Source organism: Amycolatopsis arida (genome assembly GCF_900115565.1).
In the GTDB taxonomy this organism is placed as follows: Bacteria; Actinomycetota; Actinomycetes; order Mycobacteriales; family Pseudonocardiaceae; genus Yuhushiella; species Yuhushiella arida.
In genome coordinates, this window is sequence record NZ_FOWW01000006.1 from 36,816 (window position 1) to 59,863 (window position 23,048).

Consider the following 23,048-nt stretch of genomic DNA (forward strand, 5'->3'; position numbering starts at 1 on the left):
GTTCGTGTACTGGGGGTACCTCGGTCGGCGCCGGCTACACCTGGAGTGCGGGGTGACCGGACGCGAGCTGGACGCGGCCGGCATCCGGGAGCCCCGGCTGCGGCGGGCGTACCTGCGCTGCCGGGAGCTCAACGCCCGGCACGGCCGCACCTACTACCTGGCGACGCGCTTGCTGGCGCCGGCGCAACGGCCGCCCGTGCACGCCCTCTACGGGTTCGCGCGGTGGACCGACGACCTGGTGGACGAGGCGACACCGGGCACGGCACCGGCGACGGTCGCCGCCCGGCTCGACGAGCTCGCGGTCGCGCTGGCCGCGGGGCTGGCCCGCGGGCACAGCGACGACCCGGTGCTCGCCGCGGTGGTGGACACCGCGCGCCGCTACCGAATCGCGCCGGAGCTGTTCACCGCGTTCCTCCGGTCGATGCGGATGGATCTGACCACCACCGACTACCCGGACCGGGCGGCGCTCGCCGAGTACGTGCACGGCTCGGCCGAGGTGATCGGGCTGCAGGTGCTGCCGGTGCTGGGCACGGTGACCAGCCTCACGGAGGCGCGCGGGCCCGCGGCGGCGCTGGGGACGGCGTTCCAGCTGACCAACTTCCTCCGCGATGTGGCCGAGGACCTCGATCGCGGCCGGGTGTACCTGCCGGCCGACGAGCTGGCGGCGTTCGGGGTGGACCGCGCGTTGCTGCGGTGGTGCCGGGACCGTGGGCGCGCCGAGCCGAGGGTGCGCAGGGCGCTGGCCGACCAGATCGCCACCACACGCGCGATCTACCGGCGGGCCTGGCCGGGGATCGCCATGCTCGACCCGGTGTCCCGGCCGTGCGTGGCCACCGCGTTCCGCCTCTACGGGGGCATCCTGGAGCGGATCGAGGCGCAGGACCACGACGTGTTCGCCCGGCGGGTCGCGGTCGGCACCGGCCGCCGGCTCGCCGTGGCGGGGACGGCGCTGTCCCGGGCCGTGGTGGCCCGTGGTCGGCGCCGGCTGGCCGGTTCGGGACCGTCGGGAAAGGAGCACATATGAGGTTGACCGGGTTGCCCCGCGGCGAGGTTCCGGCCGCGTTCGACGCCGCGGCCGCGGCGTACGACCAGCTGGTCGGGGCCAACCCCGGCTATCACGCCCACCTGCGGCTGTCCGCCCGGCGGCTGCGGCTGCCCGGCGGCGGCGAAGGGCTGCACCTGCTGGACGCCGGCTGCGGCACGGGGGCGTCCACCGCGGCGCTGCTCGCGGCGGCGCCGCGGGCGCGGATCACCGCCGTGGACGCGTCGGCGGAGATGCTCGCACTGGCGCGGCGCAAGGCGTGGCCGGAGTCGGTGCGGTTCGTGCACAGCCGGGTCGAGGACCTCGCCGAGGCGGGGGTGCGCGGGCCGTTCGACGGCGTCCTCGCCGCCTACCTGGTGCGCAACCTGGCCGATCCGGACGGGCAGCTCCGGGCGCTGCGCGGGCTGCTCGCCCCGGGCGCGTCGCTGGCCGTGCACGAGTACTCGGTGCGCGACTCGATGCCGACCCGCGCGGTGTGGCACGCGGTGTGCTGGGCCGTGATCATCCCGGCGGGGCGGCTGCTCACCGGGGACGCCACGCTCTACCGACACCTGTGGCGCAGCGTGTCCACTTTCGACGGTGTGCGGGCGTTCGAGGAGCGGCTGCGGCGGGCCGGGTTCACCGGGGTGCACACCGAGACGATGACCGGGTGGCAGCGCGGCGTGGTGCACACCTTCCTGGCCACGGCGCCGGGAGCGCGGCGGTGAGGGACCGGCGGCGGGTCCGGCACCCGGCGCCGCCGGGGCTCGCCGACGCCGGGGCGCTCGGCCGGCGGCCCAGGGTGACGGTGGTGGGCGGCGGCATCGCCGGGCTGGCGGCGGCCACCGGGCTGGCCGAGCGGGGCGTGGCGGTGGAGCTGGTCGAGCGGGACGACCGGCTCGGCGGGCGAGTGGCCGGTTGGCCGGCGTGGCTGCCGGACGGGACGGCGGTGGCGATGAGCCGCGGGTTCCACGCGTTCTTCCGGCAGTACTACAACCTGCGGATGCTGCTCCGGCGGACCGACCCGGAGCTGCGCCGGCTGGTGCCGGTGGACGACTACCCGCTGGTGGACGCCGAGGGGCGGTGGGACGGGTTCCGCGGGCTGCCGCGCACGCCACCGTGGAACGCGCTGGCGTTCGCCCTGCGCAGCCCCACGTTCGGCTGGCGGGACCTGCTGCGGCTGGACGCGCGGGCGGCGCTGCCGCTGGCGGCGGTGCGGGTGCCGGAGACCTACGCGTTGCTCGACGAGGTGGACGCCGAGACGTTCCTGCGCCGGATCAACTTCCCGCCGGCGGCGCGGCACCTGGCGTTCGAGGTGTTCTCCCGCAGCTTCTTCGCGCCGCCGCGGGAGATGTCGGCGGCGGAGCTGGCGGTGATGTTCCACCTGTACTTCCTGGGCTCGGCCGAGGGGCTGGTGTTCGACGTGCCGGCCGACACGTTCCCGGTGGCGCTGTGGGACCCGCTGGCCGGTTACCTGGACGCGCGCGGGGTGCGAATCCGCACCGGGGTCACGGTGACCGGCGTGGAGCCGCTGCCGGCCGGGTTCCGCTTGCACACCCGCTCCGGGTCGTCCGATGTGGACGGCGTGGTGCTGGCGGCGGACGTGGCCGGGCTGCGCCGGATCGTCGCCGGCTCGCCGGGCCTGGGGACGCCCGAGTGGCGCGCGGCGGTGGCCGACCTGCGGACCGCGCCGCCGTTCCTGGTGCGTCGGCTGTGGCTGGCCGACCCGGTGGCGGCCGGGCGGCCGGCGTTCCTCGGCACCGGTGGCCGGCCGCCGCTGGACAACGTCAGCGTGCTGGACCGGTTCGAGGCGTCCGCGGCGCGGTGGGCACGGCGGACCGGGGGCTCGGTGGTGGAGCTGCACGCGTATGCGGCGCAGGGGTCGCCGGAGGAGGTGGCCGGCGGGATGCTGCGGCGGCTCCACGAGGTGTACCCGGAGACGGCCGGGGCGCGGGTGGTCGGGGAGCTGAGCGAGTGGCGGGCGGACTGCCCGCTGTTCGGGCTCGGCGACTTCGCCCGGCGACCGCGGGTGCGCACGCCGGTGGACGGGGTGGTGCTCGCCGGTGACGGGGTGCGCGTCGACCTGCCGGTGGCGCTCATGGAGCGTGCCGCCACGACCGGCTGGCACGCGGCGAACTGCCTGCTCGCCCGCTGGGGGCTGGCCGGCCACACCCTGCACACCGTCCCGACCCGCGGTTTGCTGGAACCCCTGCACCGCCTGCTGACCCGCTCGGCCACCTCGAGACGGCGGCCGGGCTCAACCCAGCCGCCACTCCACGGCGGTCGGTAGCTCCCCACCCGTGGTCACGAACTCGACAAGGGCCTTCCGGAACCGCTCCAGCGGCACCCCGGCGCCGGCGGGGAACTCGGTCTCCGACTCCACGGCCGGCGAGTCCGGATCACCGACGCTGACGGCGGAGCGGTCCAGGCCGTAGTACTCCAGGTAGCCGTAGCCGTCCTGCACGTGGGCATCCATCACCGCCATGCCTTCGGCGGCTTGGAGGGACGCGGTGTAGACCTCGGGCTCCGCGAGCAGCTCCACCAGTCGGTCCACGTCCTCCGGAGTACTCACCGGGAAGTTCTCACCACCGGACATGCCATCGCGACAGGTCGGAACGCCGGCCCGATAGGTCGCGGTGTCGGTCATCCTGGCGAGCCTCCTCCTTCGTACACACGAATCGTTCCGTCTCCCTGCACGACCCGCAAGCGAGCCCCCGGTGGTACCAGCTCCGACGGGAGCTCCGCCGCAGCGGTCGGCACCGACCCAGTGTCCGGCGCCGGTGGAGCCGGCGGTGCGGTTGGCGCCGGCCGTATGGCACCAAGGCTGTCGAGGTAGGCGCGGAGGTCCCGCCCGACGGGCTCGAGCAGCGTGGTGAGCCGGGTGAGCTCCTCGGCGGCCTGCCCGGTCGCGGCGGGGAGCCGAGCGGCCTCCGGGTCACCGCTGCCGGCCACCAGCCCCGCGAGGATCTCCGCCATCTCCTCCAGCGCGCCGGTGGCCTCGCGGAGCGCGACGCGGCAGCGCCGCACCAGGCCGAGCACGCCGTCGACCGCCCCGCGAGCTCCTCGACCGACACCGACGCCCCCTTGCGACCGTGTTCGATCGTGGGCGTTGCCGGTGACGCACGTGACCGCCGACCGGGTGACTGACCCGTTCCGCCGCGGGATCAGGGCGCGGTGCGGAGGTGGTAGCGGCGCTCGGCGTAGGCGAGGTCGTCCTTCCAGAGCCGGGCCGCGGCCCAGCGCATCACCGGACGCAGCGCCGGCGCCGCGGCCCGCGCCACCGCGAAGCCGGGCCGCGGCGAGCTGGCCACCGTCGCCTCGACGACCGCGGTGCGAGGGCGCCCGTCCGGGCCGGGACCGAGCGGCGTCGCGTGCGTCTCCACCACGCTGCCGGCCCCCTCGCCCTCGACGATCCGCATCAGCACGGTCCGCGGCTCCGGGCAGGTGAACTCCGCCCGCACCGGCACCCCGAGCCGCCGGCCGACCCGGAACGTCACGTCGACCAGGAACCGGTCCTCCTCCTCCGGCACGTCGCCCTCCCCCGGCGCCGACACCACCCGCAGCCGGGAGAACGAGTACGGGTGGAACCACGCCCCGTGCCACGGGTCGAGCCGGTTGGCCACCACGTCCACCGGCTCGCAGCTGCCGACCATCGTCGCCACGGCGTCCACGGCCGTCGCGGCCGCCGGCCGGCGCGGCACCACCGGGCGGTCCAGCGGCGGCTCGCCGCCCAGCCGGTCCAGCCGCACCCACGCCAGCACCCCGTCGTCGTGACTGGGCAGCGGCGACCAGCCGAATCGCCCCTCCGCGCCGAGCGGCAACCCGTGCCACCGGCACACCAACCGCCCGCACTCCACCCTGGCCTGGGCCAGCGGGGCGCCGAGGTGCGGGCACGCGCCCGGCCCGACCAACAGCCGCCCGTCCCGATCCCGCCACGCCACCAGCTCGATCCCACCGACCCGCGCCCCGAACGGCCGATCGGCGCGCACCTCCCGACTGGCGGCGAACACGAACCAGTTACCCGCCGGCCTCGCCTGCGCCCGCTTCGTCGCCGCCTCGATCAGCGCCGGGCTCGCGTCCCGGTAGGTCGGCTCCTGCGCGGCCCACCGCTCGGCCGGCAACGGCCGCACCGGCCACCGGCGCGGCCACCGCTCGTACAGCGCGCTTCGCACGTCCACGCCCGCCAAGCCTAGTGAGGGCGTGGCCACCTCGCCGGACTCGCCGCACGGCGACCGCCGAGCACCAGCGAGGGAGCAGTGCGGCCAAGGGGGCGCTCTCGGACTCCTCACACCAGGTGCCGGGGCATCGTGTACGTCCAGTTCCGCGAGTACACCCGCCGCGTGTCCTCGTAGGCGTCGAGCTGCGCGTGCACGATGAACTCCCGCTCGGTGCAGGTCAACACCGTGCGGGTGTCGGTACGCGCCGTCCAGTCGCCGCGGGTGAAGGTCACCGACCAGTTCGTCTCGCCGCGGGGCGAGGTGAAGTCGTCGGCCACCCAGCTGTACCTCTCGTAGGCCCGCTTGGCGACGTTCAGGTCGATGTCGTCGAACCGGACGGTGCCGTTGTCCTTCACGATCTCCAGCGCCGACGAGTAGTCGGTCAGCTCGCGGCACACCGTCCACCGGTGGTCCGACGGCCGCACCTGGGTCATCGGGATCGGCTCGGCGCCCTCCGGCTCGTCGAACGGCCACTGGGACACCTCGTCCGACTCGGTCACCGACCGCACCGGCAGGGTGAGGCTGCTGCCCTCGGTGTGCACCGACAGCAGCACCGGCTCCGGCGGCGGCCACGCCAGCGGCCAGTACGATGTGGACAGCGAGAGGCGGATCCGGTGCCCCGGCGAGAAGCTCTGCGCCACCCCGTTGAGCGAGAAGCTCACCCGGTAGCGGCGGCCCGGCTCCAGCGGCTCGGGTCGCTCGTGCCCGTCCCGGTGGGTCAGGTTCCGCAACCCGTAGGTCACCCGGGTGGCCCTGCCGTCCGGGAACACGTCCGACAACCTGGCCGCGACCATCGCCACCGGCCGGTCCACCGACAGCTCCAGGGTGACCGTCGGCGCGCCGAGGATCTCGCACGGCTCGGTGAGCACCTCGCTGTCGAACACCAGCGAGCCGCCGTCCTCCTCCCGCTGGTCGTAGGGCAGGTCCGGCGGCGCGTTGTAGGACGCCCACTTCCCGGCGAACTGCCCGACCGACAGCGGCGACTCGACGGTCACCGTCGCCGGTTCCCGCTCCTCGTCCGGCCGGACGATCCGGTTGCGGGCCAGCGGGTACTCGATCGGCGTGATGTGCGGCGACGGCCAGGTCGGCTCGCCGACCCAGCGCCCCGGACGCTCCTCGTAGGACGTCGACGGCGGAACGCTGTCCTGCATCCAGGTCCGCAGCATCGGGCCGTCCATGACGCCGTTGTCCTCGTCCTTGAGCCAGTGGTCCCACCAGCGGACCACCTCCTGCAGGAAGCCGATCGCCGGACCCGGCTCTCCGAGGTGCGGATACTTGTGCGACCACGGGCCGATCAGCCCTTTGCGGGGAACGTCCAGATTGCCCAGCAACCGGGTGACGGCGTTGGAGTACCCGTCGGCCCAGCCGCTCACCGCCAGCACCGGCACCTGGACGTCCGCATAGGACTCGCACACCGACGCGTGCCGCCAGTACTCGTCGCGGTACTGGTGCCGCAGCCACTCGTCCACCCACGGCCCCACGCCGCTCAGCCGCTCCCGCCACATCTTCCGCCACCGGTCACCGACCAGGGCGGGATCGGGCGGCAACGTGCTGTGCGCGAACATCGTGCCCGCCTCGGCGAGGTTGTCGGACAGCAGGCAGCCGCCCATGTAGTGCATGTCGTCGCCGTAGCGGTCGTCGGTGAACGAGCAGATGACGATCGCCCGCAGCTGCGGCGGCTTGCGCGCGGCCACCTGCAGCGAGTTGAAGCCACCCCAGGAGATGCCCATCATGCCGACCCGCCCGTCACACCACGGCTGCTCGGCGATCCAGTCCAGCACGTCCTCCGCGTCGAGCTGCTCCTGCTCGAGGTACTCGTCGACGAGGACTCCCTCGGAGTCACCGCTGCCGCGCAGGTCCACCCGCACGCACGCGTAGCCGTGCCCCGCGATGTAGGGGTGGTGGATGGAGTCCCGCCACGCCGTGAGGTCATGCTTGCGGTACGGGATGTACTCCAGGACCGCCGGCACCGGCTCGTCGTCCGAGGGCACCGGGCGCCAGACCCGCGCGGCGAGCCGCGTCCCGTCGGACATCGGCACCCAGACGTGTTCGTCCTCCTTCAGCTGATAGGGCAGCGAGCTGACCGTCCGCATCTACCGGGCCTCCTCCGCGTCGACGAACTCGAAGCGCAGGCTGTCCACCACGCGCTCGTACTTCCGCTTCAGCTCGTCCTCGTCGTCGGCGCCGATGTAGATGTGCGACAGCTCGTAGCTGTAGCTGTCCTGGCCCGTCATGCTGGACAGCCGCTCGCCCTCGGGCGCCTTGACGTCGATCACGACCCCGGGCACGTCCTCCTGGATGTCCTTGATCTCGTCGTCGGTGGGGACCCTGGTGACCAGCGCGTCGCCGAACCGGCGGTGGTACCACTTCGCGGCCAGCTCGTACGGGCCCTTCCGGTGCGGCACATTCGGGTCCCGGCCGAGCCCCAGGCTGAGCATGAAGTAGTGGTTGGGCACCCCGTCGACGTACTCGAACAGCTCGGCGTGCGACTGCGAGTGCCGCGGGTTGACCTCCAGCAGGCCGATGTCCCCCGATTCCGGCTGGCAGAAGAACTCGATGCTGAACGTGCAGTTGTTCAGCCCGATCCGCTCGATGACCCTGCGGGACACCTCCCGGATCCGCTCGACCATCGGCTCCGGCAGCTGGGAGGGGTACTGGTGGCGCAGGAAGCTCGACGTGCCCGGGTAGTTGAGCGAGTCGAGCACCCCGTACACGACGACCTCGCCGTCGTGGACGTAGCCCTCGCTGGCCGCCTGCTGACCGGACATCGCCTCCTCGGCGAGGATGGCCTTCCCGCCCACCTCGGCGATCTCCGGCGGCAGGTCGAGCTGCCGCACGAGGTAGTCGAACGCATTGCCGACCCTGTCGATGCCGTCGGCGATCTGCCGCACCGCGTCGGCGAGCTCGGCGTCGTCGCCCACGTGGAAGGCCAGCTCGGAGGAGAAGGACTTCACCGGCTTGAGCCACATCGGGTAGCTCAGCTCGGCGGGCTTCTCCGGCCGTTCCGGGTCCACGACCGCGAACTTCGGGTGCTCGTCGATCACCTTCGACTGCTCGAGCCTGCTCCAGTACTTGTGCTCGCACCTGATCACAGCCTCGAGGTCGGCGCTGGGCAGGCCGTAGCGGCGACACAGGATCGGCACGATGGTGCTGACCGGGAAGTCCCAGTAGCCGACAATGGCGCCGATCTCGCCATCGAACTCGTCGAGCCGCCGTTCCGCCTTGCGGATCAGGTCGGCCACGTCGATCTCGCCGTGCTGCACCTCGTCGATGTCCAGCAGCCCGTGGAACCGGTACTGGATGGCGTCGGGCACGTCGTGCAGCGTCCGCAGATTCGGCTCGTCGAGCCCCACCACGAAGACGTCGATCTGGCTCACCTGTCGCTCCTCACATTCCGTGTCCCTGTGAAGATCCCCCACCTCGCGGTCGCTAAACGCCCTACCGGTTTCACCGGGGCGCCCACGGGGCACCAGAGTCGGCGTGACCCCCGGGACGACCATGGGTGTGGAGGAGGAGTTCCTCCTGGTGGACCCGATCTCCGCGGCGACCGTGCCGAGCGCGCCGGAGGTGCTCGGCCGGGTGGCCGGTCCGCTGCCCGCCGGCGCCGCCGCGCACGCCGAGCTGCGCGCCACCCAGGTCGAGTTCGCCACCGGCGTGTGCGGGGACGCCGGCGGGCTGCGGGCGCAGCTGCGCGCCGGGCGGCGGCACCTGGCCGCGGCCGCCGAGGCCGAGGGCGTGCTGCTGGTGTCGGCCGGAACCCCGGTGCTCGGCGGGCCGGCCCGGCGGGGCGACCGGCTGGAACGGTTCGCCGAGATCGACGAGCGCTACGCGGGGATGGTCGCCGACTACGAGGCGTGCGGCTGCCACGTGCACGTCGGCGTGCCCGACCGGGACACCGCGGTGGCGGTGGTGGACCGGCTCCGGCCGTGGCTGCCGACCCTGCTGGCGCTGTCGGTGAACTCACCGTTCGCCCGGGGCCGGGACACCGGCTACGGCAGCTGGCGGATGGTGCAGCAGTCCCGGTTCCCCGGCTCCGGGGTGCCGCCCGCCCTGGGCGACCGGGCCGGCCACGACGCCGCGGTGGCGCGAATGGTCGACTGCGGCGTGCTGGTCGACGAGCGGATGACGTTCTGGCTGGCCCGCCCGTCCCCGACGTTGCCGACCGTCGAGTTCCGGGTGGCCGACGCGGCCACCACGGTGGACGAGGCCGTGCTGTTCGCGCTGCTGGCCCGCGGGTTGGTACGCGCCGCGCTGGCCGAGCTGGGCGATGACCGGCCGGCGCCCTTCGTCGACCCGCAGGTGGCGGCGGCCGCGGTGTGGTCGGCCGCGCGGCACGGGCTGGCCGGGCCGGGGGTGGACTGCCGGCGGGCCCGGCGGGTGCCGGCGGAGCGGCTGGTGGCCGCGCTGGTCGAGCACGTCCGGCCGGCGCTGGCGGAAACCGGGGACCTGGCGCTGGTGGCGGAACTGCTCGACCGGGTGCGCCGGCACGGCACCGGCGCCGAACGGCAGCGCGCGGCCGCTGGTGCCGGCTGGGTGCGTGCCGTCCACGCGCTGGCCCGCGCCACGCAGGCGTAGCCAGGGGTGTTCGGGGGTAGATGAGGAGCACTCGCGTTCCGGAGGTGATCGATGCTCGACCAGCCGACCGTCACCCGCCCGTCGGGCGCCACACTGCCCGCGCCGCGCGGGCCGCTCTCCGCGGCGGTGCTCGACGCGCTGTCCCGGGACGCCGGGGGCGCGGTGCTCGACCCGGCCACCAGCACCGAGGTCGAGCACGCCGACCCGTTCGGCGACGACCTCCAGCTGGCCCTGCACGTCTGCTACGAGCTGCACTACCAGGGCTTCACCGGGGTGGACCCGGACTGGGAGTGGGACCCCGCGCTGCTGCGGCTGCGTGCCGCGCTGGAACGGGTGTTCCTCGCCGCGCTGCGGGCGGCGGTGCCCGGCGGGGACGACGTGACCGGCACTCTCGACGCGCTGCTGGTCGAGCCGGTGGACGGCACCGGGGTGAGCCACCACCTGCGGGACGAGGGTGAGTGGTGGCAGCTGCGCGAGCTGTTCGCGCACCGGTCGATCTACCACCTGAAGGAGGCCGACCCGCACGCGTGGGTGATCCCCCGGTTGCGCGACCGAGCCAAGGCGGCGCTGGTGGCCGTGGAGTTCGACGAGTTCGGCGGCGGCAGGGCCGAGCGGGTGCACCAGCGGCTGTTCGCCGACCTGCTCGCGGCGGCCGGCCTCTCCCCCGACTACCTCCACTACCAGGACGACGTGCCGGCGTGCTCGATCGCCGTGGTCAACATGATGTCGCTGTTCGGCCTGCACCGCCGGCTGCGCGGCGCGCTCGTCGGCCACTTCGCCGCCGCCGAGATCACCACCGCGCCCAGCGCCCAGCGGCTGGACCAGGCACTGCGGCGGCTCGGCGCGCCCGAGCCGTGCCGGTTCTTCTACACGGAGCACATCGAGGCCGACGCCGTGCACGAGCAGGTGCTGCGCCGGGACGTCGTCGGCGGGTTGCTGGCCACCGAGCCCGAGCTGGCCCCGGACGTGGTGTTCGGCGTGCAGGCCACCGAGCTGCTCGAGGAGCACCTCGCTGAGCACCTGCTGGGCCACTGGCGGGCCGGCCGGACCTCGCTGCGCCGCCCGCTGCCCGAGTCGTAGGGTCAGCCCACCGCGGAGTCAGCGGCACCGGCGGGACCCTCCGGGCTCGAGGAGTCCGGAGGGTTCGAGGAGCCCGCGGGGCCCTCCGTACCCGGGGAGTCCGAGGGGGACTGGCGAACGCGGCGGCGGTGGCTGGTGTCGCACAGCGGGTAGCGCCTGCTGCGCCGGCACGCGCACACGGCCACCACGAACCGGTCGGAGTGAACCGTGTCGCCGTCCGGGGTGACCAGCTCCACCGGCCCCTCGACGAGGATCGGCCCGCCGGGCACCACCGTCACCCGGCGCCGCTCACGCCCACCTCCGCTAGCCACGCTCGTGTTCCGGCGGGAGGGGGAGGCGGTCGGCGCGGATGACCACCAGCTCCTCGTGGCATTGGCCGGGCTCGATCAGGCCCGCGCGCTCCAGGTACCCGACCCTCCCGCGCAGCACCGGGCCGAACGGCTCGACCCGGCGGGCCACCACCGACGCCTTCAACCGCTCGGCCCGCAACCGGTCGAGCGTGGCCTGCTCCCCGCACAGCGACGAGTGGACCAGCAGCAGCGCTCCGCCCTCGGCGAGCAGCTCCGGGGCCGCCGCGCACAGCCGGTCGACGAACCGGCGGCCGTCCGGCCCCGCGTCCCACGCCCGCTCGGCCCGGCGCGTCGGCCCGCGGGCCGGGTCCCCCGGCACGTACGGCGGGTTCGCCACCACCAGGTCGAACCGCGGCAGCTGGGGCAGGTGCCTCACGTCGGCCCTGCGGACCCGCACCGGCAGCCGGCGGAGCCGGGTGTTCAGCCACGCCGCGAGCACGGCGCGCCGGGCGGTGTCCACCGCGGTGATCGCCCCGGCGCCGGCCCGCGCCGCCGCGAAGGCCACCGCGCCGGTCCCGGTGCACAGGTCGAGCACCTGGGCACCGGGCCGCAGCCCGGCCTCGCGCACGGCCTTGGAGAGCAGCCAGGTGTCGGCCTGCGGCCGGTACACCCCGGGAAGTCGCAACATCAACACGACGCAGCGGGTACCACGCAGGAGGAGCAGCGAAACCGCCGGCCCGGTTGACCACGCCATGCAGGGGTACCCCGTTCGGGAACCTCCGAGAGCACCGTCGCGGTACGGACCTGGCCCGAGAGGAGCCGCAGTGCGCACGATCCAGGAGTTCGTCGACATCCGCGCCCCGATCACGACGGTCTACGACCAGTGGACCCAGTTCGAGACGTTCCCGTCCTTCCTGCAACACGTGGACGCGGTGGAGCAACGCACCGACACGCACCTCCACTGGGTGCTGCGCGCCGCGGGGGCCCGCGTCGAGCTCGACGTGGAGATCGTCGAGCAACGCCCCGACGAGCGGGTGGTGTGGCAGTGCGTCCGGGGTCCGCGGCACCGCGGGCTCGCCCTGTTCCTCTGCCTCGATGACACCACCACCCGGCTGGAGCTGCACGTCGACTACCAGCCGGAGACCGTGGCCGGTAAGGCCGTGGCGCTGGCACCGCTGGGTCACCTGGTCCGCGGCGAGCTGGCCCGGTTCAAGGACTTCGTGGAGCAGCGCGGCCGCGCCACCGGCGCGTGGCGCGGCGAGGTGCGCCGACCGGTGCAGCGGGCCGAGGTGCGCGAGCCGGGCGTCGCCGATCCCGGCGGCACCTCCCGGCGGAGCATCCCACCACTCGGGGACTGAACCGCCATGAAGGCCACCGGTGGGGGCCCGGCCGCGCCGGCAAGGGGCGGGCAATGGGCGAAGCCCGCGCGGTAGGGGAGCGTTCAGCGCCATGAAGGCCATGAAGGTGGCCTTTATGACATGAAGGTGGCCTTTATGACATGAAGGTGGCCTTCATGGCGGGTGTGCCAGGCCGTCAGTTCCGCTCCGGGTGCTCGACCGCGTCCGCGAGCTCCTCCGACGGCGTGGCGTGCTTGCGCTCCCCGCGGACCGAGGTGCCGTAGCTCTCCGCGCGGAACCGCTCCACCATGTGCGGGTAGTGCAGTTCGAACGCCGGCCGCTCCGAGCGGACCCGGGGCAGCTCGGTGAAGTTGTGCCGCGGCGGCGGGCACGAGGTGGCCCACTCGAGGGAGTTGCCGTAGCCCCACGGGTCGTCCACGTCCACCGGCTCGCCGTAGCGATAGCTCTTCACCACGTTCCACAGGAACGGCAGCATCGACAGGCCGAGGACGTAGGCCCCGACCGTCGAGATGCTGTTCAACACCGTGAAGCCGTCGCTGGCCAGGTAGTCGGCGTAGCGGCGGGGCATGCCCTCGTTGCCCAGCCAGTGGTGCACCAGGAACGTCGTGTGGAAACCGACGAACGTGAGCCAGAAGTGCAGCTTCGCCAGCGACTCGTCCATCATCCGGCCGGTGATCTTCGGGAACCAGAAGTAGAGCCCGGCGAACGTGGCGAACACGATCGTGCCGAACAGCACGTAGTGGAAGTGACCCACCACGAAGTAGGTGTCGGTGACGTGGAAGTCCAGCGCCGGCGCGGCCAGGATCACCCCGGACAGCCCGCCGAACAGGAAGGTGACCATGAACCCGATCGCCCACAGCATCGGGGACTCGAAGGTCAGCTGTCCCCTCCACATCGTGCCGATCCAGTTGAAGAACTTGATCCCGGTGGGCACCGCGATGAGGAACGACAGGAACGAGAAGAACGGCAGCAGCACGGCGCCGGTGGCGAACATGTGGTGCGCCCACACCGAGAACGACAGGGCGGTGATGCCGACCGTCGCCCACACCATCAGCTTGTAACCGAACAGCGGCTTCCGGCTGAAGACCGGGATGATCTCGCTGATGATGCCGAAGTAGGGCAGCGCGACGATGTAGACCTCGGGGTGGCCGAAGAACCAGAACAGGTGCTGCCACAGGATCGCGCCGCCGCTGGCCGGGTCGAACACGTGCGCGCCGATGTGCCGGTCCGCCAGCAGCCCGAACAGCGCGGCGGTGAGGATCGGGAACGCCGCCAGCACGAGCACGCTGGTGAACAGGATGTTCCAGGTGAAGATCGGCATCCGCCACATCGTCATGCCCGGGCCGCGCAGGCAGAGGATCGTGGTGATCATGTTGACCGCCCCGAGGATCGTGCCGAGCCCGCTGACGAGCAGCCCGGTGATCCACAGGTCCCCGCCGATGCCGGGTGAGTAGGTGGCGGTGGACAACGGGGTGTAGGCGAACCAGCCGAAGTCGGCGGCGCCGCCCGGGGTAAGGAAGCCGGCCATCACGGTCAGCCCGCCGAACAGGAACAGCCAGTACGAGAACGCGTTCAGCCGGGGGAACGCGACGTCCGGCGAGCCGATCTGCAACGGCACCAGGACGTTGGCGAAGCCGAACACGTTCGGCGTCGCGTAGAGCAACATCATGATCGTGCCGTGCATGGTGAACAGCTGGTTGTACTGCTCGTTGGACAGGAACTGCAGCCCGGGTACGGCCAACTCGCTGCGCATCAGCAGCGCCATGGCGCCGCCGGCGAGGAAGAAGCCGAACGACGTGGCCAGGTAGAGCACCCCGATGGTCTTGTGGTCGGTGGTGCGCAGCAGATCGAGGAACACCGATCCGCGCTTGCCCCGCCTGGCCGGTCGGTGCGGGATCGGCGTCGGCCGGATCAGCGCGTCCCGCTGCGGCATCGAGTCGACCACTCCTCAGCTCCCTCCAGCTCGGCGCACCAGGCGGAGCGGGAGTACCCAGGATCGGCGCGGCCTATGCGCCGGGGACGACCGCGTCACCACGTGCCGTCCAGCCGGGTCGCACGGTTTGTCCGACCGCGTCGGGGTACCCCTCGATCATCTGCTCGCGGACTTCTCTCCCCGGGAGGACGTCATGGCCACCCCCGCCCGCCACCGCGTCGCCCGCGTGCTCGCGCTGCTGGTCGGGCTCGTGTACCTGACGCTGGGCATCCTCGGCTTCGTGCTGGCGGACCCGACCCACGTGGGCAACGAACCGAGCAACGCGGTGTGGATCTTCAGCACGAGCATCCTGCTCAACCTCACCCACCTCACGGTCGGCGTGCTCGGCATCGCGGCGGTCACCTCGGTCACGCGCACCCAGCTGTTCGGCTGGTTCTCGCTCGTCGCGCTGACCGGACTCACCGTGTACGGGCTGTTCGCCTCCGCCACGAACAGCCCGGGTGACGGGATCAACGTCAACTGGGCCGACACCGTGCTGCACGCCATCACCGCCCTGCTCGGACTGGTGATCGGCCTGCTCGCCGAACGGCGAGCCCGACGGCCAGCGGAAACGACGTAGCGATCACGTCGAGTAGTAGTCGCTACCGGAGGTTTACCCATCCGCGCAGCGGCAACTACTCCTGCATGGCAGAGACGAACCGACAGCTGCGGGTGCTGGTGTGGCACGTCCACGGGTCGTGGACGTCCGCGTTCGTGCGGGGCCGCCACCACTACCTGCTGCCGACCCTGCCGGAGGGCGGGCCGTGGGGCCTCGGCCGCGCCGGCCGGCCGTGGCCCGACCGGGCCCGGGAGGTGCCGGCCGAGCAGCTCGGTGACCTCGACGTCGACGTGGTGGTGCTGCAGCGCCCCGAGGAGATCGACGTGGCCGAGCGCTGGCTCGGCCGGCGCCCCGGGCGGGACGTGCCCGCGGTGTACGTCGAGCACAACACCCCACGGGGTCACGCGGCCACCAGCCGTCACCCCCTCGCCGAGCAGACCGCCATCCCGGTCGCGCACGTGACCCACTTCAACGATCTGATGTGGGACTGCGGCCGTTGCCCCACCACGGTGATCCCGCACGGCATCGTGGACCCCGGCGCGCGCTACACGGGCGAGCTGCCGCACGTGGTGGCGATGATCAACGAGCCGGTGCGCCGGTGGCGGATCACCGGCACCGATTTGCTGCCGTCGTTCGCCGAGATCGCGCCGGTCGACGTGTACGGCATCGGGGTGGACCGGCTGGCCGGCGAGCTGCCCCCGGCGGCCCATCCCGTCCGCGGGATCGCCGACCTCGACCAGCGGACCCTGCACGACGAGGTGGCCCGGCGCCGGGTCTACGTGCACACCGCGCGGTGGACCTCGCTGGGGCTCTCCCTGCTCGAGGCCATGCACCTGGGGATGCCGGTGGTCGCGGTGGCGGCCACCGAGGCGGGCGCGGCCGTGCCCGCCGAGGCCGGCGTCCTGTCCACCGACGTCACCGAGCTCACCTCGGCGGTGCGGCGGTTCGTGCACGAGCCGGACCTGGCCGCGGTCACCGGCAAGGCGGCGCGGGAGTACGCGCTCACCCACTTCGGGCTGGACGCGTTCCTGCGCCACTGGGACGTCCTCCTCTCGGAGGTCGTGCGATGACAACACCGACAACACCGAAGAGCGGCTCCGGGAGGGAACCCATGCGTATCTCGATGGTCTCCGAACACGCCAGCCCGCTCGCCGCGCTGGGCGGGGTCGACGCGGGCGGGCAGAACCTGCACGTCGCCGAGTTGTCGGCAGCGCTGGTCCGGCAGGGACACGAGGTGACCGTCTTCACCCGTCGGGACGACCCGGACACCCCCGACGAGGTCCGCGCCCCGGCCGGCTACCGCGTGGTGCACGTGCCCGCCGGGCCGCCCCGGATGCTGCCGAAGGACGAGCTGCTGCCGCACATGGGCGAGTTCGCCCGGTTCCTGCACGCGCGCTGGGCGGCCGACCGGCCGGACATCGCGCACGCGCACTTCTGGATGTCCGGACTGGCGACCGTGCTCGCCGCCCGCGACCTCGACCTGCCGGTGGTGCAGACCTTCCACGCGCTCGGCGTGGTCAAGCGGCGCTACCAGGGCTCGAAGGACACCAGCCCGCCGGAGCGGATGCGACTGGAGCGGCTGATCGGGCGCAGCGTCACCCGGATCGCGGCGACCTGCTCGGACGAGGTGTTCGAGCTGGCCAGGATGGGGCTGCCGAGGACGAGGATGTCGGTGGTGCCGTGCGGCGTGGACCTGGAACGGTTCCGGCCGGACGGGCCGCGGGCGCCGAAGTACGAGCGGCACCGCCTGGTCACCGTCGGTCGGCTGGTGCCGCGCAAGGGCTTCGACACGGTGATCGAGGCGCTGCGGCTGCTGCCGGAGACCGAGCTGGTCATCGCCGGCGGCCCCGAGCAGGGCCGGCTCGACGCCGACCCGGAGGCGCAACGGCTGCTCGGCATCGCCGAGCGGCTGGGCGTGCGGGACCGGGTGCACATGCCGGGGCAGATCTCCCGCGAGGACATGCCGGCGCTGTTGCGGTCGGCCGACGCGGTGGTGTGCGCGCCCTGGTACGAGCCGTTCGGCATTGTGCCACTCGAGGCCATGGCCTGCGGTGTGCCGGTGGTGGCCTCCGCCGTGGGCGGGCTGACCGACACCGTGGTCGACGGCGTCACCGGAACGCTGGTGCCGCCGCGCAAGCCGGACGAGCTGGCGACCGCGCTGCGCCGGCTGCTGACCGATCGCGCGGTGCGAGACGCCTACGGCATCGCCGGCTGCGACCGCGCCCGGTCTCGCTACTCCTGGGACCGCATCGCCGCGGACACGCTGCGGGTCTACGACCGGGCGGTGCACACCGAGGTCGGCGCCGGGGCCACCCGGGTGGGGAGGGTCGCCCGGTGACGACGCTGGAGACCCGGACCCCGGTGATCGAGGTGCACGACCCTGCCGACGGCCGGCTGGTCGGCACGGTGCCGATGGCCACGCCCGAGGAGGTCGACGCGGCGGTCGGCAGGGCACACGCCGCCCAGGTGGCCTGGGCCCGCACCGCGCCAGCGGCCAGGGGCGCCGCGCTGCGCGCCGCCGCGGCGGCGGTGCGGGAGCACGCCGACGAGCTGGCGGCGCTGAACGAGGCGGAGACCGGGCGGCCCCGCGCAGAGGCCGCCGACGGCGTGCTCGCCGGGGCGGGCACCCTGGAGCAGTACGCCGAGTTGGGGCCGGTGCACCGGGGCCGCAGCCTGCTCGGCGAGCACGACGCGACCGACCTCATGGTGCCCGAGCCGCGTGGCGTGGTGGTCGCGCTGACCCCGTGGAACGACCCGGTGGCCGTGGCCTGCGGGCTGCTCGGCGCCGCGCTGGTCACCGGCAACGCGGTGGTGCACAAGCCCAGCGAGCGGGCCCCGCACACCGGGGCACGACTCGGTGAGCTGGTCGCCGCGGCGCATCCCGAGCACGTGCTGTCGACGGTGACCGGCGACGGCACGGTCGGGGCGCGGCTGGCCGCCGACGACCGGGTCGCGGTGCTCGCGCACGTCGGCAGCACCGCCACCGGCAGGGCGATCGCCGCCGCGGCCGCCCGCACCGGCGCGAAGACGCTGCTGGAGAACGGCGGCAACGACCCGTTGCTGGTCGACGGCGATGTCGACCCGGAGTGGGCGGCCGAGCAGGCCGCGATCGGCGCGTTCGCCAACTCGGGGCAGATCTGCGTCTCCGTGGAGCGGATCTACGTGCACCGCGCGGTCGCCGAGCCGTTCCTCGCGGCGCTGGCGCGGCGCGCGCGGGAGTCGGTCCTGGCGCCGCTGGTGGACGAGCGGCACCGGTCGCAGGTCCACGCGCACGTGGTCGACGCCGTCGACCGCGGCGCGCGACTGCTCGCCGGTGGCGAGGTCCCCGAGGGGCCGGGCGCGCACTACCCGGCGACCGTGCTGGCCGACTGCGCCCAGGACATGCGGGTGCTGACCGAGGAGACGTTCGGCCCGGTCGCCCCGGTCCGGGTGGTCCACGACTTCGCCGAGGGCCTGGCGGAGGCCGCCACCGGCCGGTACGGCCTGGCCGCCACCGTGCTCACCGGTTCCATGGCGCACGCCCAGCGGGCCTGGCGCGAGCTGCCGGTGGGCACCGTGAAGGTCAACGCGGTGTTCGGCGGCGCACCCGGCGGGGCGGCCGAGCCGCGCGGCGCCAGCGGCCACGGGTTCGGCTTCGGCCCGGAGCTGCTCGACGAGCTCACCACCACCAAGGTGGTCCACCTGCAACCCCCGCCAGGGTGACCCCTTTCCGCGGTGGCCCCGCCCACGCCGGGGCCACCGCCGCGTTGCTGACCCGTGCTCACCGGCGCCCGCTCAACCCGGAAGTCTTCGACTCGGCGAACCGAACGACGGCCTGGCACTTCGGTCTGGCTCGGGCGTTGACGCAGGAAGGTGGGTCGCGCGGCTGGGACGCGATCCGACATCTGGACACGGCGGAACGAACCGCCCCGCAGCGCATTCACCACGACCCGATAGCCCGCGAGCTCTCGCAGGCGATGAACGGCCGCGCACGTCGGAAGGCCGGCACCGAGTTCCTGAACTCGGTGACCGGCTGCCGGCCGCCGTGGAGTGGCGCGACTCGTTCGGCTGACCCGACCGACCGCACGAGCGGCCACCCGAGGGAGCGGACTCCTTCCGCCATGACGTGAAACACCGACCTCGGACCGTAACTTTCCCGCTCGGTCCACAGTGGGCGCCGAGCAGGGGTTTCGCCGAGAAGTGGTTTCGGACAGTAGTCGTTTCCTGGGGCTTTTCGGGCGAGCCGTTTAGTAGTGGTTTCGCTGGGTAGCGCTTACGACAGGAGGACGGGCCGCGCCGGCGGCCCGAACGCACGATCCGAGAGGTGGTTGGCGTACCGATGCACGGAGTGGACGTCGAGGGCGCCCGGACCGGCGCGGCCGCCGGCCCGGACACCTCCGGTGCGCCGGCCGCACTGCTGTTCGACCGGGACGACACGCTCATCGTGGACGTGCCCTACCTGGCCGACCCCGCGCTGGTGCGACCGGTGCCGGGCGCGGTGACCACGCTGCGCCGGCTGCGCGCCGCGGGCATCCCGCTCGGCGTGGTCAGCAACCAGTCCGGGGTGGCGCGCGGGCTGATCCGCCCCGACCAACTCGCCGCGGTCAACGCCAGGGTGGAGGAGCTGCTCGGCCCGTTCGACACCTGGCAGGTCTGCGTGCACGGCGAGGCCGACGGCTGCGCGTGCCGCAAGCCGGCGCCAGGGCTGGTGCTGCGGGCCGCCGCGGCGCTCGGGGTGGACGTGCGCCGCTGCGTGATGATCGGCGACACCGGCGCCGACGTCGCCGCCGCGCTCGCCGCCGGCGCCCGCGGTGTCCTGGTGCCCACCGGGCGCACGCTGCCCGGCGAGGTCGCCGACGCCCGCGCCTCCGCCACCGTCGCCGACACCCTTCCCGCGGCGGTCGACCTCGCGCTGGCAGGTGTGCGATGACCCGGCGAGTGCTGGTGGCCCGGCTGGACAACGTCGGCGACGTGCTGCTCGCCGGGCCGTGCGTGCGAGCGGTGGCGGCGTCGGCCGAGGTGACCATGTTGGCCGGGCCACGCGGCCGGGCCGGGGCGGAGCTGCTGCCCGGCGTCGCCGACGTGATCGAGTGGTGCGCGCCGTGGATCGACCCCGAGCCGCCGGAGCTGACCGCCGAGGACGTGGAGGCGCTGGTCAAGCAGGTGCGCGACGTCGCGCCCGACGCGGCGCTGATCGTCACCTCGTTCCACCAGTCCCCGCTGCCACTGGCGCTGGTGCTGCGGATGGCGGGGGTGCCGTGGATCGGCGCGATCTGCGAGGACTACCCGGGCTCGCTGCTCGACCTGCGACACCGGGTGGACGGCGACCCGCCGGAGGCCGAGCGGGCGCTGTCGCTGGCCGAGGCCGCCGGGTTCCGCCTCCCGCCCGGGGACGACGGGCGGCTCGCGGTGCGCCGGCCGCTGCCCGACGTGACCGCGCTGACCGGCGACCCCGGCTACGTCGTGGTGCACCCGGCCGCCTCGGTGCCGGCGCGCACGGTGCCCGCCGGGCGCTGGGCGGCCCACGTACGGGCACTGGCCGAGGCCGGGCACCGCGTACTGGTCACCGGGAGCCCGGCCGAGCGGGCGTTGACCGCCGAGGTGGCCGGCGACGCCGCGACCGACCTCGGGGGCGCCACGGACCTGCCCGGACTGGCCGCCGTGCTGGAGCGGGCCGCCGTGGTGGTCGCCCCGAACACCGGGCCCGCGCACCTCGCGGCGGCCGTGGACACCCCGGTGGTCTCCCTGTTCGCGCCGGTGGTGCCGGCCGCGCGGTGGGCGCCCTACGGCGTTCCCGTCGCGCTGCTCGGCGACCAGTCGGCTCCGTGCCGCGGGACCCGGGCCAGGGAATGTCCGGTGCCGGGTCACCCCTGCCTCGAGTCGATCTCCCCCGAGCGGGTGGTGGCGGCCGTCGCGGAGCTGAATCACGGCGCGACCGCTCCGCTCCCTCGCGTCAACCAACGCGGGGCCGCTCCGCTCCCTCGCTTCACGACCGGCGGGCAGCGGGCCCGCCGAACAGGAGGTGTGTCGTGATCGAAGAACACTTCAGCGCGTTGCGCACGGCCCTGGACCGGGCCTGCGCGGCCGCCCCGCGGATCCAGCGGTGGGGGCACCACCTCGCCGAGGTGCTCGGCTCCGGTGGGCGGCTGCTGGCCTGCGGCAACGGCGGCAGCGCGGCCGAGGCCCAACACCTGACCGGAGAGCTCGTCGGCCGGTTCCGGGACGAGCGGGCGCCGCTGTCGGCGATCGCGCTGCACGCCGACACCTCCGCCGGCACGGCCATCCTCAACGACTACGGCGAGCACGAGCTGTTCGCCCGGCAGGTGCGCGCGCACGGCCGGCCCGGCGACGTCCTCGTCGCCCTGTCCACCAGCGGGCGCAGCCAGAACGTCGTGGCCGCCGCCAAGACGGCCCAGGAACTGGGCCTCACCACCTGGGCGCTCACCGGGCCGGCCCCCAACCGGCTGGCCGCACTGTGCGACGACGCCGTCGCGGTGGACGCGCCGACCGTGGCCACCGTGCAGGAGGTCCACCTGGCCGTGGTGCACGCGCTGTGCGCGGTGCTGGACGAGTCGCTGGGTGTCGCGGCATGAGGCCGCTGGTGGTGGTCGGTGACGCGCTGCTCGACATCGACATCGAGGGCAGCGCCGACCGGCTGTGTCCGGAGGCGCCGGTGCCCGTGGTGGACATCGGCCGGGAGTGGCTGCGGCCCGGCGGCGCCGGGCTGGCCACCCTGCTGGCCGCGCGGTCCACGTCGGAGGTCGTGCTGGTGAGCGCGTTCGCCGACGACGGGCCCGGCCGCACCCTGCGCGACCTGCTCCGCAGGGAGGCCGAGGTGGTGCCGCTGCCACTGGCCGGCGGCACGGTGTGCAAGACCCGGGTGCGTGCGGGCGGCCAGTCGCTGCTGCGGCTGGATTCCGGCGACGGAAGGGCCGCTGGCGACCCGCTGCCCCGCCGGGCCGAGCGGGTCCTGCGCGGCGCCGGGGCGATCCTGGTCGCCGACTACGGGCGCGGGCTGGCCGCCCACCGCGGCCTGCGGCGGCTGCTGGCCGAGCTGGCCAGGACCGTGCCGGTGGTGTGGGATCCGCACCCGCGCGGGCCGGCCCCCGTACCGGGAGTCCGGCTGGCCACGCCCAACGAGGCCGAGGCCGCCGGCTTCGCCGGCGACTCCCCCGGTGACGCCGCGGCGCTGGCCGAGCGGCTGCGCGAGGCGTGGGAGTGCACGGGCACCGCGGTGACCGTCGGTGCGCGCGGCGCCGTGCTCGCCGGCGACGGCCCGACCCGCACCGTGCCGGTGCCCGGCACCGCGACGGTCACCGGGCCGAGCAGGCCCGACACGTGCGGCGCCGGCGACCGGTTCGCCAGCGCCGCCGCGGCGGCCCTGCTCGGCGGCGCCGGGCTGGCCGACGCGGTGGCCGAGGCGGTGGACGCCGCCGCCCGGTTCGTCGCCGCCGGTGGCGCCGCGGCGCTGTCCGTCTGCGACGCGCCCGGCACCGCCCCGGCCCGCCCGGACGGACCCGCACCGGCCGGGACGGACGCGTTCGAGCTGGCGGCGCGGGTGCGCCGGTCCGGTGGCCGGCTGGTCGCCACCGGCGGTTGCTTCGACCTGCTGCACCCCGGCCACGTCAGCCTGCTGCGCCAGGCCCGCGCCCTCGGCGACGCGCTGGTGGTGTGCCTGAACTCCGACGCCTCGGTGCGCCGGCTCAAGGGCCCGACCCGGCCGATCGTGTCCGCGCCCGACCGGGCCCGGTTGCTCGCCGAGCTGGAGTCCGTGGACGCCGTCGTGGTGTTCGACGAGCCCTCGCCGAAGGCGGTGCTGGACCGGCTCCGCCCGGACGTGTGGGTCAAGGGCGGCGACTACGCCGGCACCGAGCTGCCCGAGGCGCGCGTGGTCCGGCGGCACGGCGGCGAGGTGGTGCTCGTCCCGCTGACGGACGGCTACTCCACCACCCGGCTGGTCGCCGCGGCCAGCAACGGGCGGCACTGAGTCAGCTTCG

20 protein-coding genes and 2 pseudogenes are annotated in these 23,048 nt (G+C 74.2%); 14 read left to right on the forward strand and 8 right to left on the reverse strand.

Annotated features, from left to right (window positions below; all coding sequences use genetic code 11):
• Positions 1 to 52 precede the first annotated feature (52 nt).
• Genes BM051_RS17765 through BM051_RS17775 form a run of 3 tightly spaced genes read left to right on the forward strand, consistent with a single transcriptional unit; the run spans position 53 to position 3,311 of the window.
• Positions 53 to 1,024: a phytoene/squalene synthase family protein gene (locus tag BM051_RS17765; RefSeq protein WP_092531384.1), complete on the forward strand. Its 972-nt coding sequence runs from the start codon at positions 53 to 55 to the stop codon at positions 1,022 to 1,024.
• Entirely contained in the window at positions 1,021 to 1,749 is a 729-nt protein-coding gene (locus BM051_RS17770; RefSeq protein ID WP_092531386.1) for a class I SAM-dependent methyltransferase, read from the forward strand. The genes BM051_RS17765 and BM051_RS17770 overlap by 4 nt, the downstream gene beginning before the upstream one ends.
• Positions 1,746 to 3,311, forward strand: coding sequence for an FAD-dependent oxidoreductase (locus BM051_RS17775; RefSeq protein WP_092531388.1), 1,566 nt, complete (start codon positions 1,746 to 1,748; stop codon positions 3,309 to 3,311). Before BM051_RS17770 ends, BM051_RS17775 begins: the two co-directional genes overlap by 4 nt.
• On the opposite strand, the gene BM051_RS17780 is transcribed toward BM051_RS17775, so the two are convergent.
• From BM051_RS17780 to BM051_RS17800, 5 genes are all read right to left on the reverse strand, one after another.
• Positions 3,279 to 3,668 carry an Imm1 family immunity protein gene (locus tag BM051_RS17780; protein ID WP_092531390.1) on the reverse strand — a complete coding sequence of 130 codons (390 nt, stop codon included), beginning with the start codon at positions 3,666 to 3,668 and terminating at the stop codon, positions 3,279 to 3,281. The genes BM051_RS17775 and BM051_RS17780 overlap by 33 nt on opposite strands.
• The gene (locus BM051_RS17785; protein WP_092531392.1) at positions 3,665 to 4,060 is read right to left on the reverse strand and encodes a hypothetical protein; all 396 of its coding nucleotides are present in this window, start codon (positions 4,058 to 4,060) and stop codon (positions 3,665 to 3,667) included. The genes BM051_RS17780 and BM051_RS17785 overlap by 4 nt, the downstream gene beginning before the upstream one ends.
• 125 nt (positions 4,061 to 4,185) lie before the next feature.
• Entirely contained in the window at positions 4,186 to 5,199 is a 1,014-nt protein-coding gene (locus tag BM051_RS17790; protein WP_092531394.1) for a Rieske (2Fe-2S) protein, read from the reverse strand.
• Between the two features lie 107 nt (positions 5,200 to 5,306).
• A complete protein-coding gene (locus BM051_RS17795; protein WP_092531396.1) occupies positions 5,307 to 7,331 on the reverse strand; it encodes a CocE/NonD family hydrolase in 2,025 nt (674 codons plus the stop codon).
• Complete coding sequence (locus BM051_RS17800) at positions 7,332 to 8,615, reverse strand: ATP-grasp domain-containing protein (RefSeq protein ID WP_243859313.1); 1,284 nt, start codon at positions 8,613 to 8,615, stop codon at positions 7,332 to 7,334.
• A 121-nt stretch (positions 8,616 to 8,736) separates the two neighbouring features.
• Here BM051_RS17800 and BM051_RS17805 point away from each other — a divergent pair, with 121 nt between their 5' ends.
• Positions 8,737 to 9,813, forward strand: a complete 1,077-nt coding sequence (locus BM051_RS17805; RefSeq protein WP_092531400.1) for a carboxylate-amine ligase — start codon at positions 8,737 to 8,739, stop codon at positions 9,811 to 9,813.
• A gap of 51 nt (positions 9,814 to 9,864) precedes the next feature.
• A complete protein-coding gene (locus BM051_RS17810; RefSeq protein WP_092531402.1) occupies positions 9,865 to 10,893 on the forward strand; it encodes an iron-containing redox enzyme family protein in 1,029 nt (342 codons plus the stop codon).
• Between the two features lie 113 nt (positions 10,894 to 11,006).
• Here the strand turns inward: BM051_RS17810 and BM051_RS29960 are convergent.
• Positions 11,007 to 11,204 (reverse strand): annotated as a pseudogene (locus BM051_RS29960) (CDGSH iron-sulfur domain-containing protein); the annotation flags it as partial.
• Complete coding sequence (locus tag BM051_RS17820; protein ID WP_092531406.1) at positions 11,197 to 11,877, reverse strand: HemK2/MTQ2 family protein methyltransferase; 681 nt, start codon at positions 11,875 to 11,877, stop codon at positions 11,197 to 11,199. The pseudogene BM051_RS29960 and the gene BM051_RS17820, both read right to left, overlap by 8 nt.
• A gap of 130 nt (positions 11,878 to 12,007) precedes the next feature.
• Between BM051_RS17820 and BM051_RS17825 the strand changes: the two genes are divergently transcribed.
• Complete coding sequence (locus BM051_RS17825) at positions 12,008 to 12,541, forward strand: SRPBCC family protein (RefSeq protein ID WP_092531408.1); 534 nt, start codon at positions 12,008 to 12,010, stop codon at positions 12,539 to 12,541.
• A 175-nt stretch (positions 12,542 to 12,716) separates the two neighbouring features.
• Here the strand turns inward: BM051_RS17825 and ctaD are convergent, their stop codons facing one another.
• Positions 12,717 to 14,474, reverse strand: coding sequence for an aa3-type cytochrome oxidase subunit I (gene ctaD, locus BM051_RS17830; protein ID WP_092532065.1), 1,758 nt, complete (start codon positions 14,472 to 14,474; stop codon positions 12,717 to 12,719).
• Between the two features lie 193 nt (positions 14,475 to 14,667).
• Here ctaD and BM051_RS17835 point away from each other — a divergent pair, with 193 nt between their 5' ends.
• The 8 genes and pseudogenes from BM051_RS17835 (at position 14,668) to rfaE2 (ending at position 23,038) form a co-directional block, all read left to right on the forward strand.
• Complete coding sequence (locus tag BM051_RS17835) at positions 14,668 to 15,093, forward strand: DUF4383 domain-containing protein (RefSeq protein ID WP_092531410.1); 426 nt, start codon at positions 14,668 to 14,670, stop codon at positions 15,091 to 15,093.
• Between the two features lie 65 nt (positions 15,094 to 15,158).
• Positions 15,159 to 16,142, forward strand: coding sequence for a glycosyltransferase (locus tag BM051_RS17840; RefSeq protein ID WP_092531412.1), 984 nt, complete (start codon positions 15,159 to 15,161; stop codon positions 16,140 to 16,142).
• 41 nt (positions 16,143 to 16,183) lie between these two features.
• Positions 16,184 to 17,410 carry a glycosyltransferase gene (locus tag BM051_RS17845; protein ID WP_092531414.1) on the forward strand — a complete coding sequence of 409 codons (1,227 nt, stop codon included), beginning with the start codon at positions 16,184 to 16,186 and terminating at the stop codon, positions 17,408 to 17,410.
• A complete protein-coding gene (locus BM051_RS17850) occupies positions 17,407 to 18,774 on the forward strand; it encodes an aldehyde dehydrogenase family protein (RefSeq protein ID WP_092531416.1) in 1,368 nt (455 codons plus the stop codon). The genes BM051_RS17845 and BM051_RS17850 overlap by 4 nt, the downstream gene beginning before the upstream one ends.
• Positions 18,775 to 19,462: 688 nt before the next feature.
• A pseudogene (locus BM051_RS17860) lies at positions 19,463 to 19,981 on the forward strand (D-glycero-alpha-D-manno-heptose-1,7-bisphosphate 7-phosphatase); the annotation flags it as partial.
• Entirely contained in the window at positions 19,978 to 21,084 is a 1,107-nt protein-coding gene (locus BM051_RS17865; RefSeq protein WP_092531422.1) for a glycosyltransferase family 9 protein, read from the forward strand. The pseudogene BM051_RS17860 and the gene BM051_RS17865, both read left to right, overlap by 4 nt.
• Positions 21,081 to 21,644: a D-sedoheptulose-7-phosphate isomerase gene (locus BM051_RS17870; protein WP_092531424.1), complete on the forward strand. Its 564-nt coding sequence runs from the start codon at positions 21,081 to 21,083 to the stop codon at positions 21,642 to 21,644. The genes BM051_RS17865 and BM051_RS17870 overlap by 4 nt, the downstream gene beginning before the upstream one ends.
• Complete coding sequence (rfaE2, locus tag BM051_RS17875) at positions 21,641 to 23,038, forward strand: D-glycero-beta-D-manno-heptose 1-phosphate adenylyltransferase (protein ID WP_092531426.1); 1,398 nt, start codon at positions 21,641 to 21,643, stop codon at positions 23,036 to 23,038. Before BM051_RS17870 ends, rfaE2 begins: the two co-directional genes overlap by 4 nt.
• Positions 23,039 to 23,048 lie beyond the last annotated feature (10 nt).

What these genes read in the sequence shown, in the direction of transcription:
- BM051_RS17845 (WP_092531414.1), top strand. Translation starts at nt 16,184, where the DNA reads ATGCGTATCTCGATGGTCTCCGAACACGCCAGCCCGCTCGCCGCGCTG.
- rfaE2 (WP_092531426.1), top strand. Translation starts at nt 21,641, where the DNA reads ATGAGGCCGCTGGTGGTGGTCGGTGACGCGCTGCTCGACATCGACATC.
- ctaD (WP_092532065.1), bottom strand. Translation starts at nt 14,474, where the DNA reads ATGCCGCAGCGGGACGCGCTGATCCGGCCGACGCCGATCCCGCACCGA.
- BM051_RS17780 (WP_092531390.1), bottom strand. Translation starts at nt 3,668, where the DNA reads ATGACCGACACCGCGACCTATCGGGCCGGCGTTCCGACCTGTCGCGAT.
- BM051_RS17840 (WP_092531412.1), top strand. Translation starts at nt 15,159, where the DNA reads ATGGCAGAGACGAACCGACAGCTGCGGGTGCTGGTGTGGCACGTCCAC.
- BM051_RS17810 (WP_092531402.1), top strand. Translation starts at nt 9,865, where the DNA reads ATGCTCGACCAGCCGACCGTCACCCGCCCGTCGGGCGCCACACTGCCC.
- BM051_RS17865 (WP_092531422.1), top strand. Translation starts at nt 19,978, where the DNA reads ATGACCCGGCGAGTGCTGGTGGCCCGGCTGGACAACGTCGGCGACGTG.
- BM051_RS17835 (WP_092531410.1), top strand. Translation starts at nt 14,668, where the DNA reads ATGGCCACCCCCGCCCGCCACCGCGTCGCCCGCGTGCTCGCGCTGCTG.
- BM051_RS17795 (WP_092531396.1), bottom strand. Translation starts at nt 7,331, where the DNA reads ATGCGGACGGTCAGCTCGCTGCCCTATCAGCTGAAGGAGGACGAACAC.
- BM051_RS17805 (WP_092531400.1), top strand. Translation starts at nt 8,737, where the DNA reads ATGGGTGTGGAGGAGGAGTTCCTCCTGGTGGACCCGATCTCCGCGGCG.
- BM051_RS17770 (WP_092531386.1), top strand. Translation starts at nt 1,021, where the DNA reads ATGAGGTTGACCGGGTTGCCCCGCGGCGAGGTTCCGGCCGCGTTCGAC.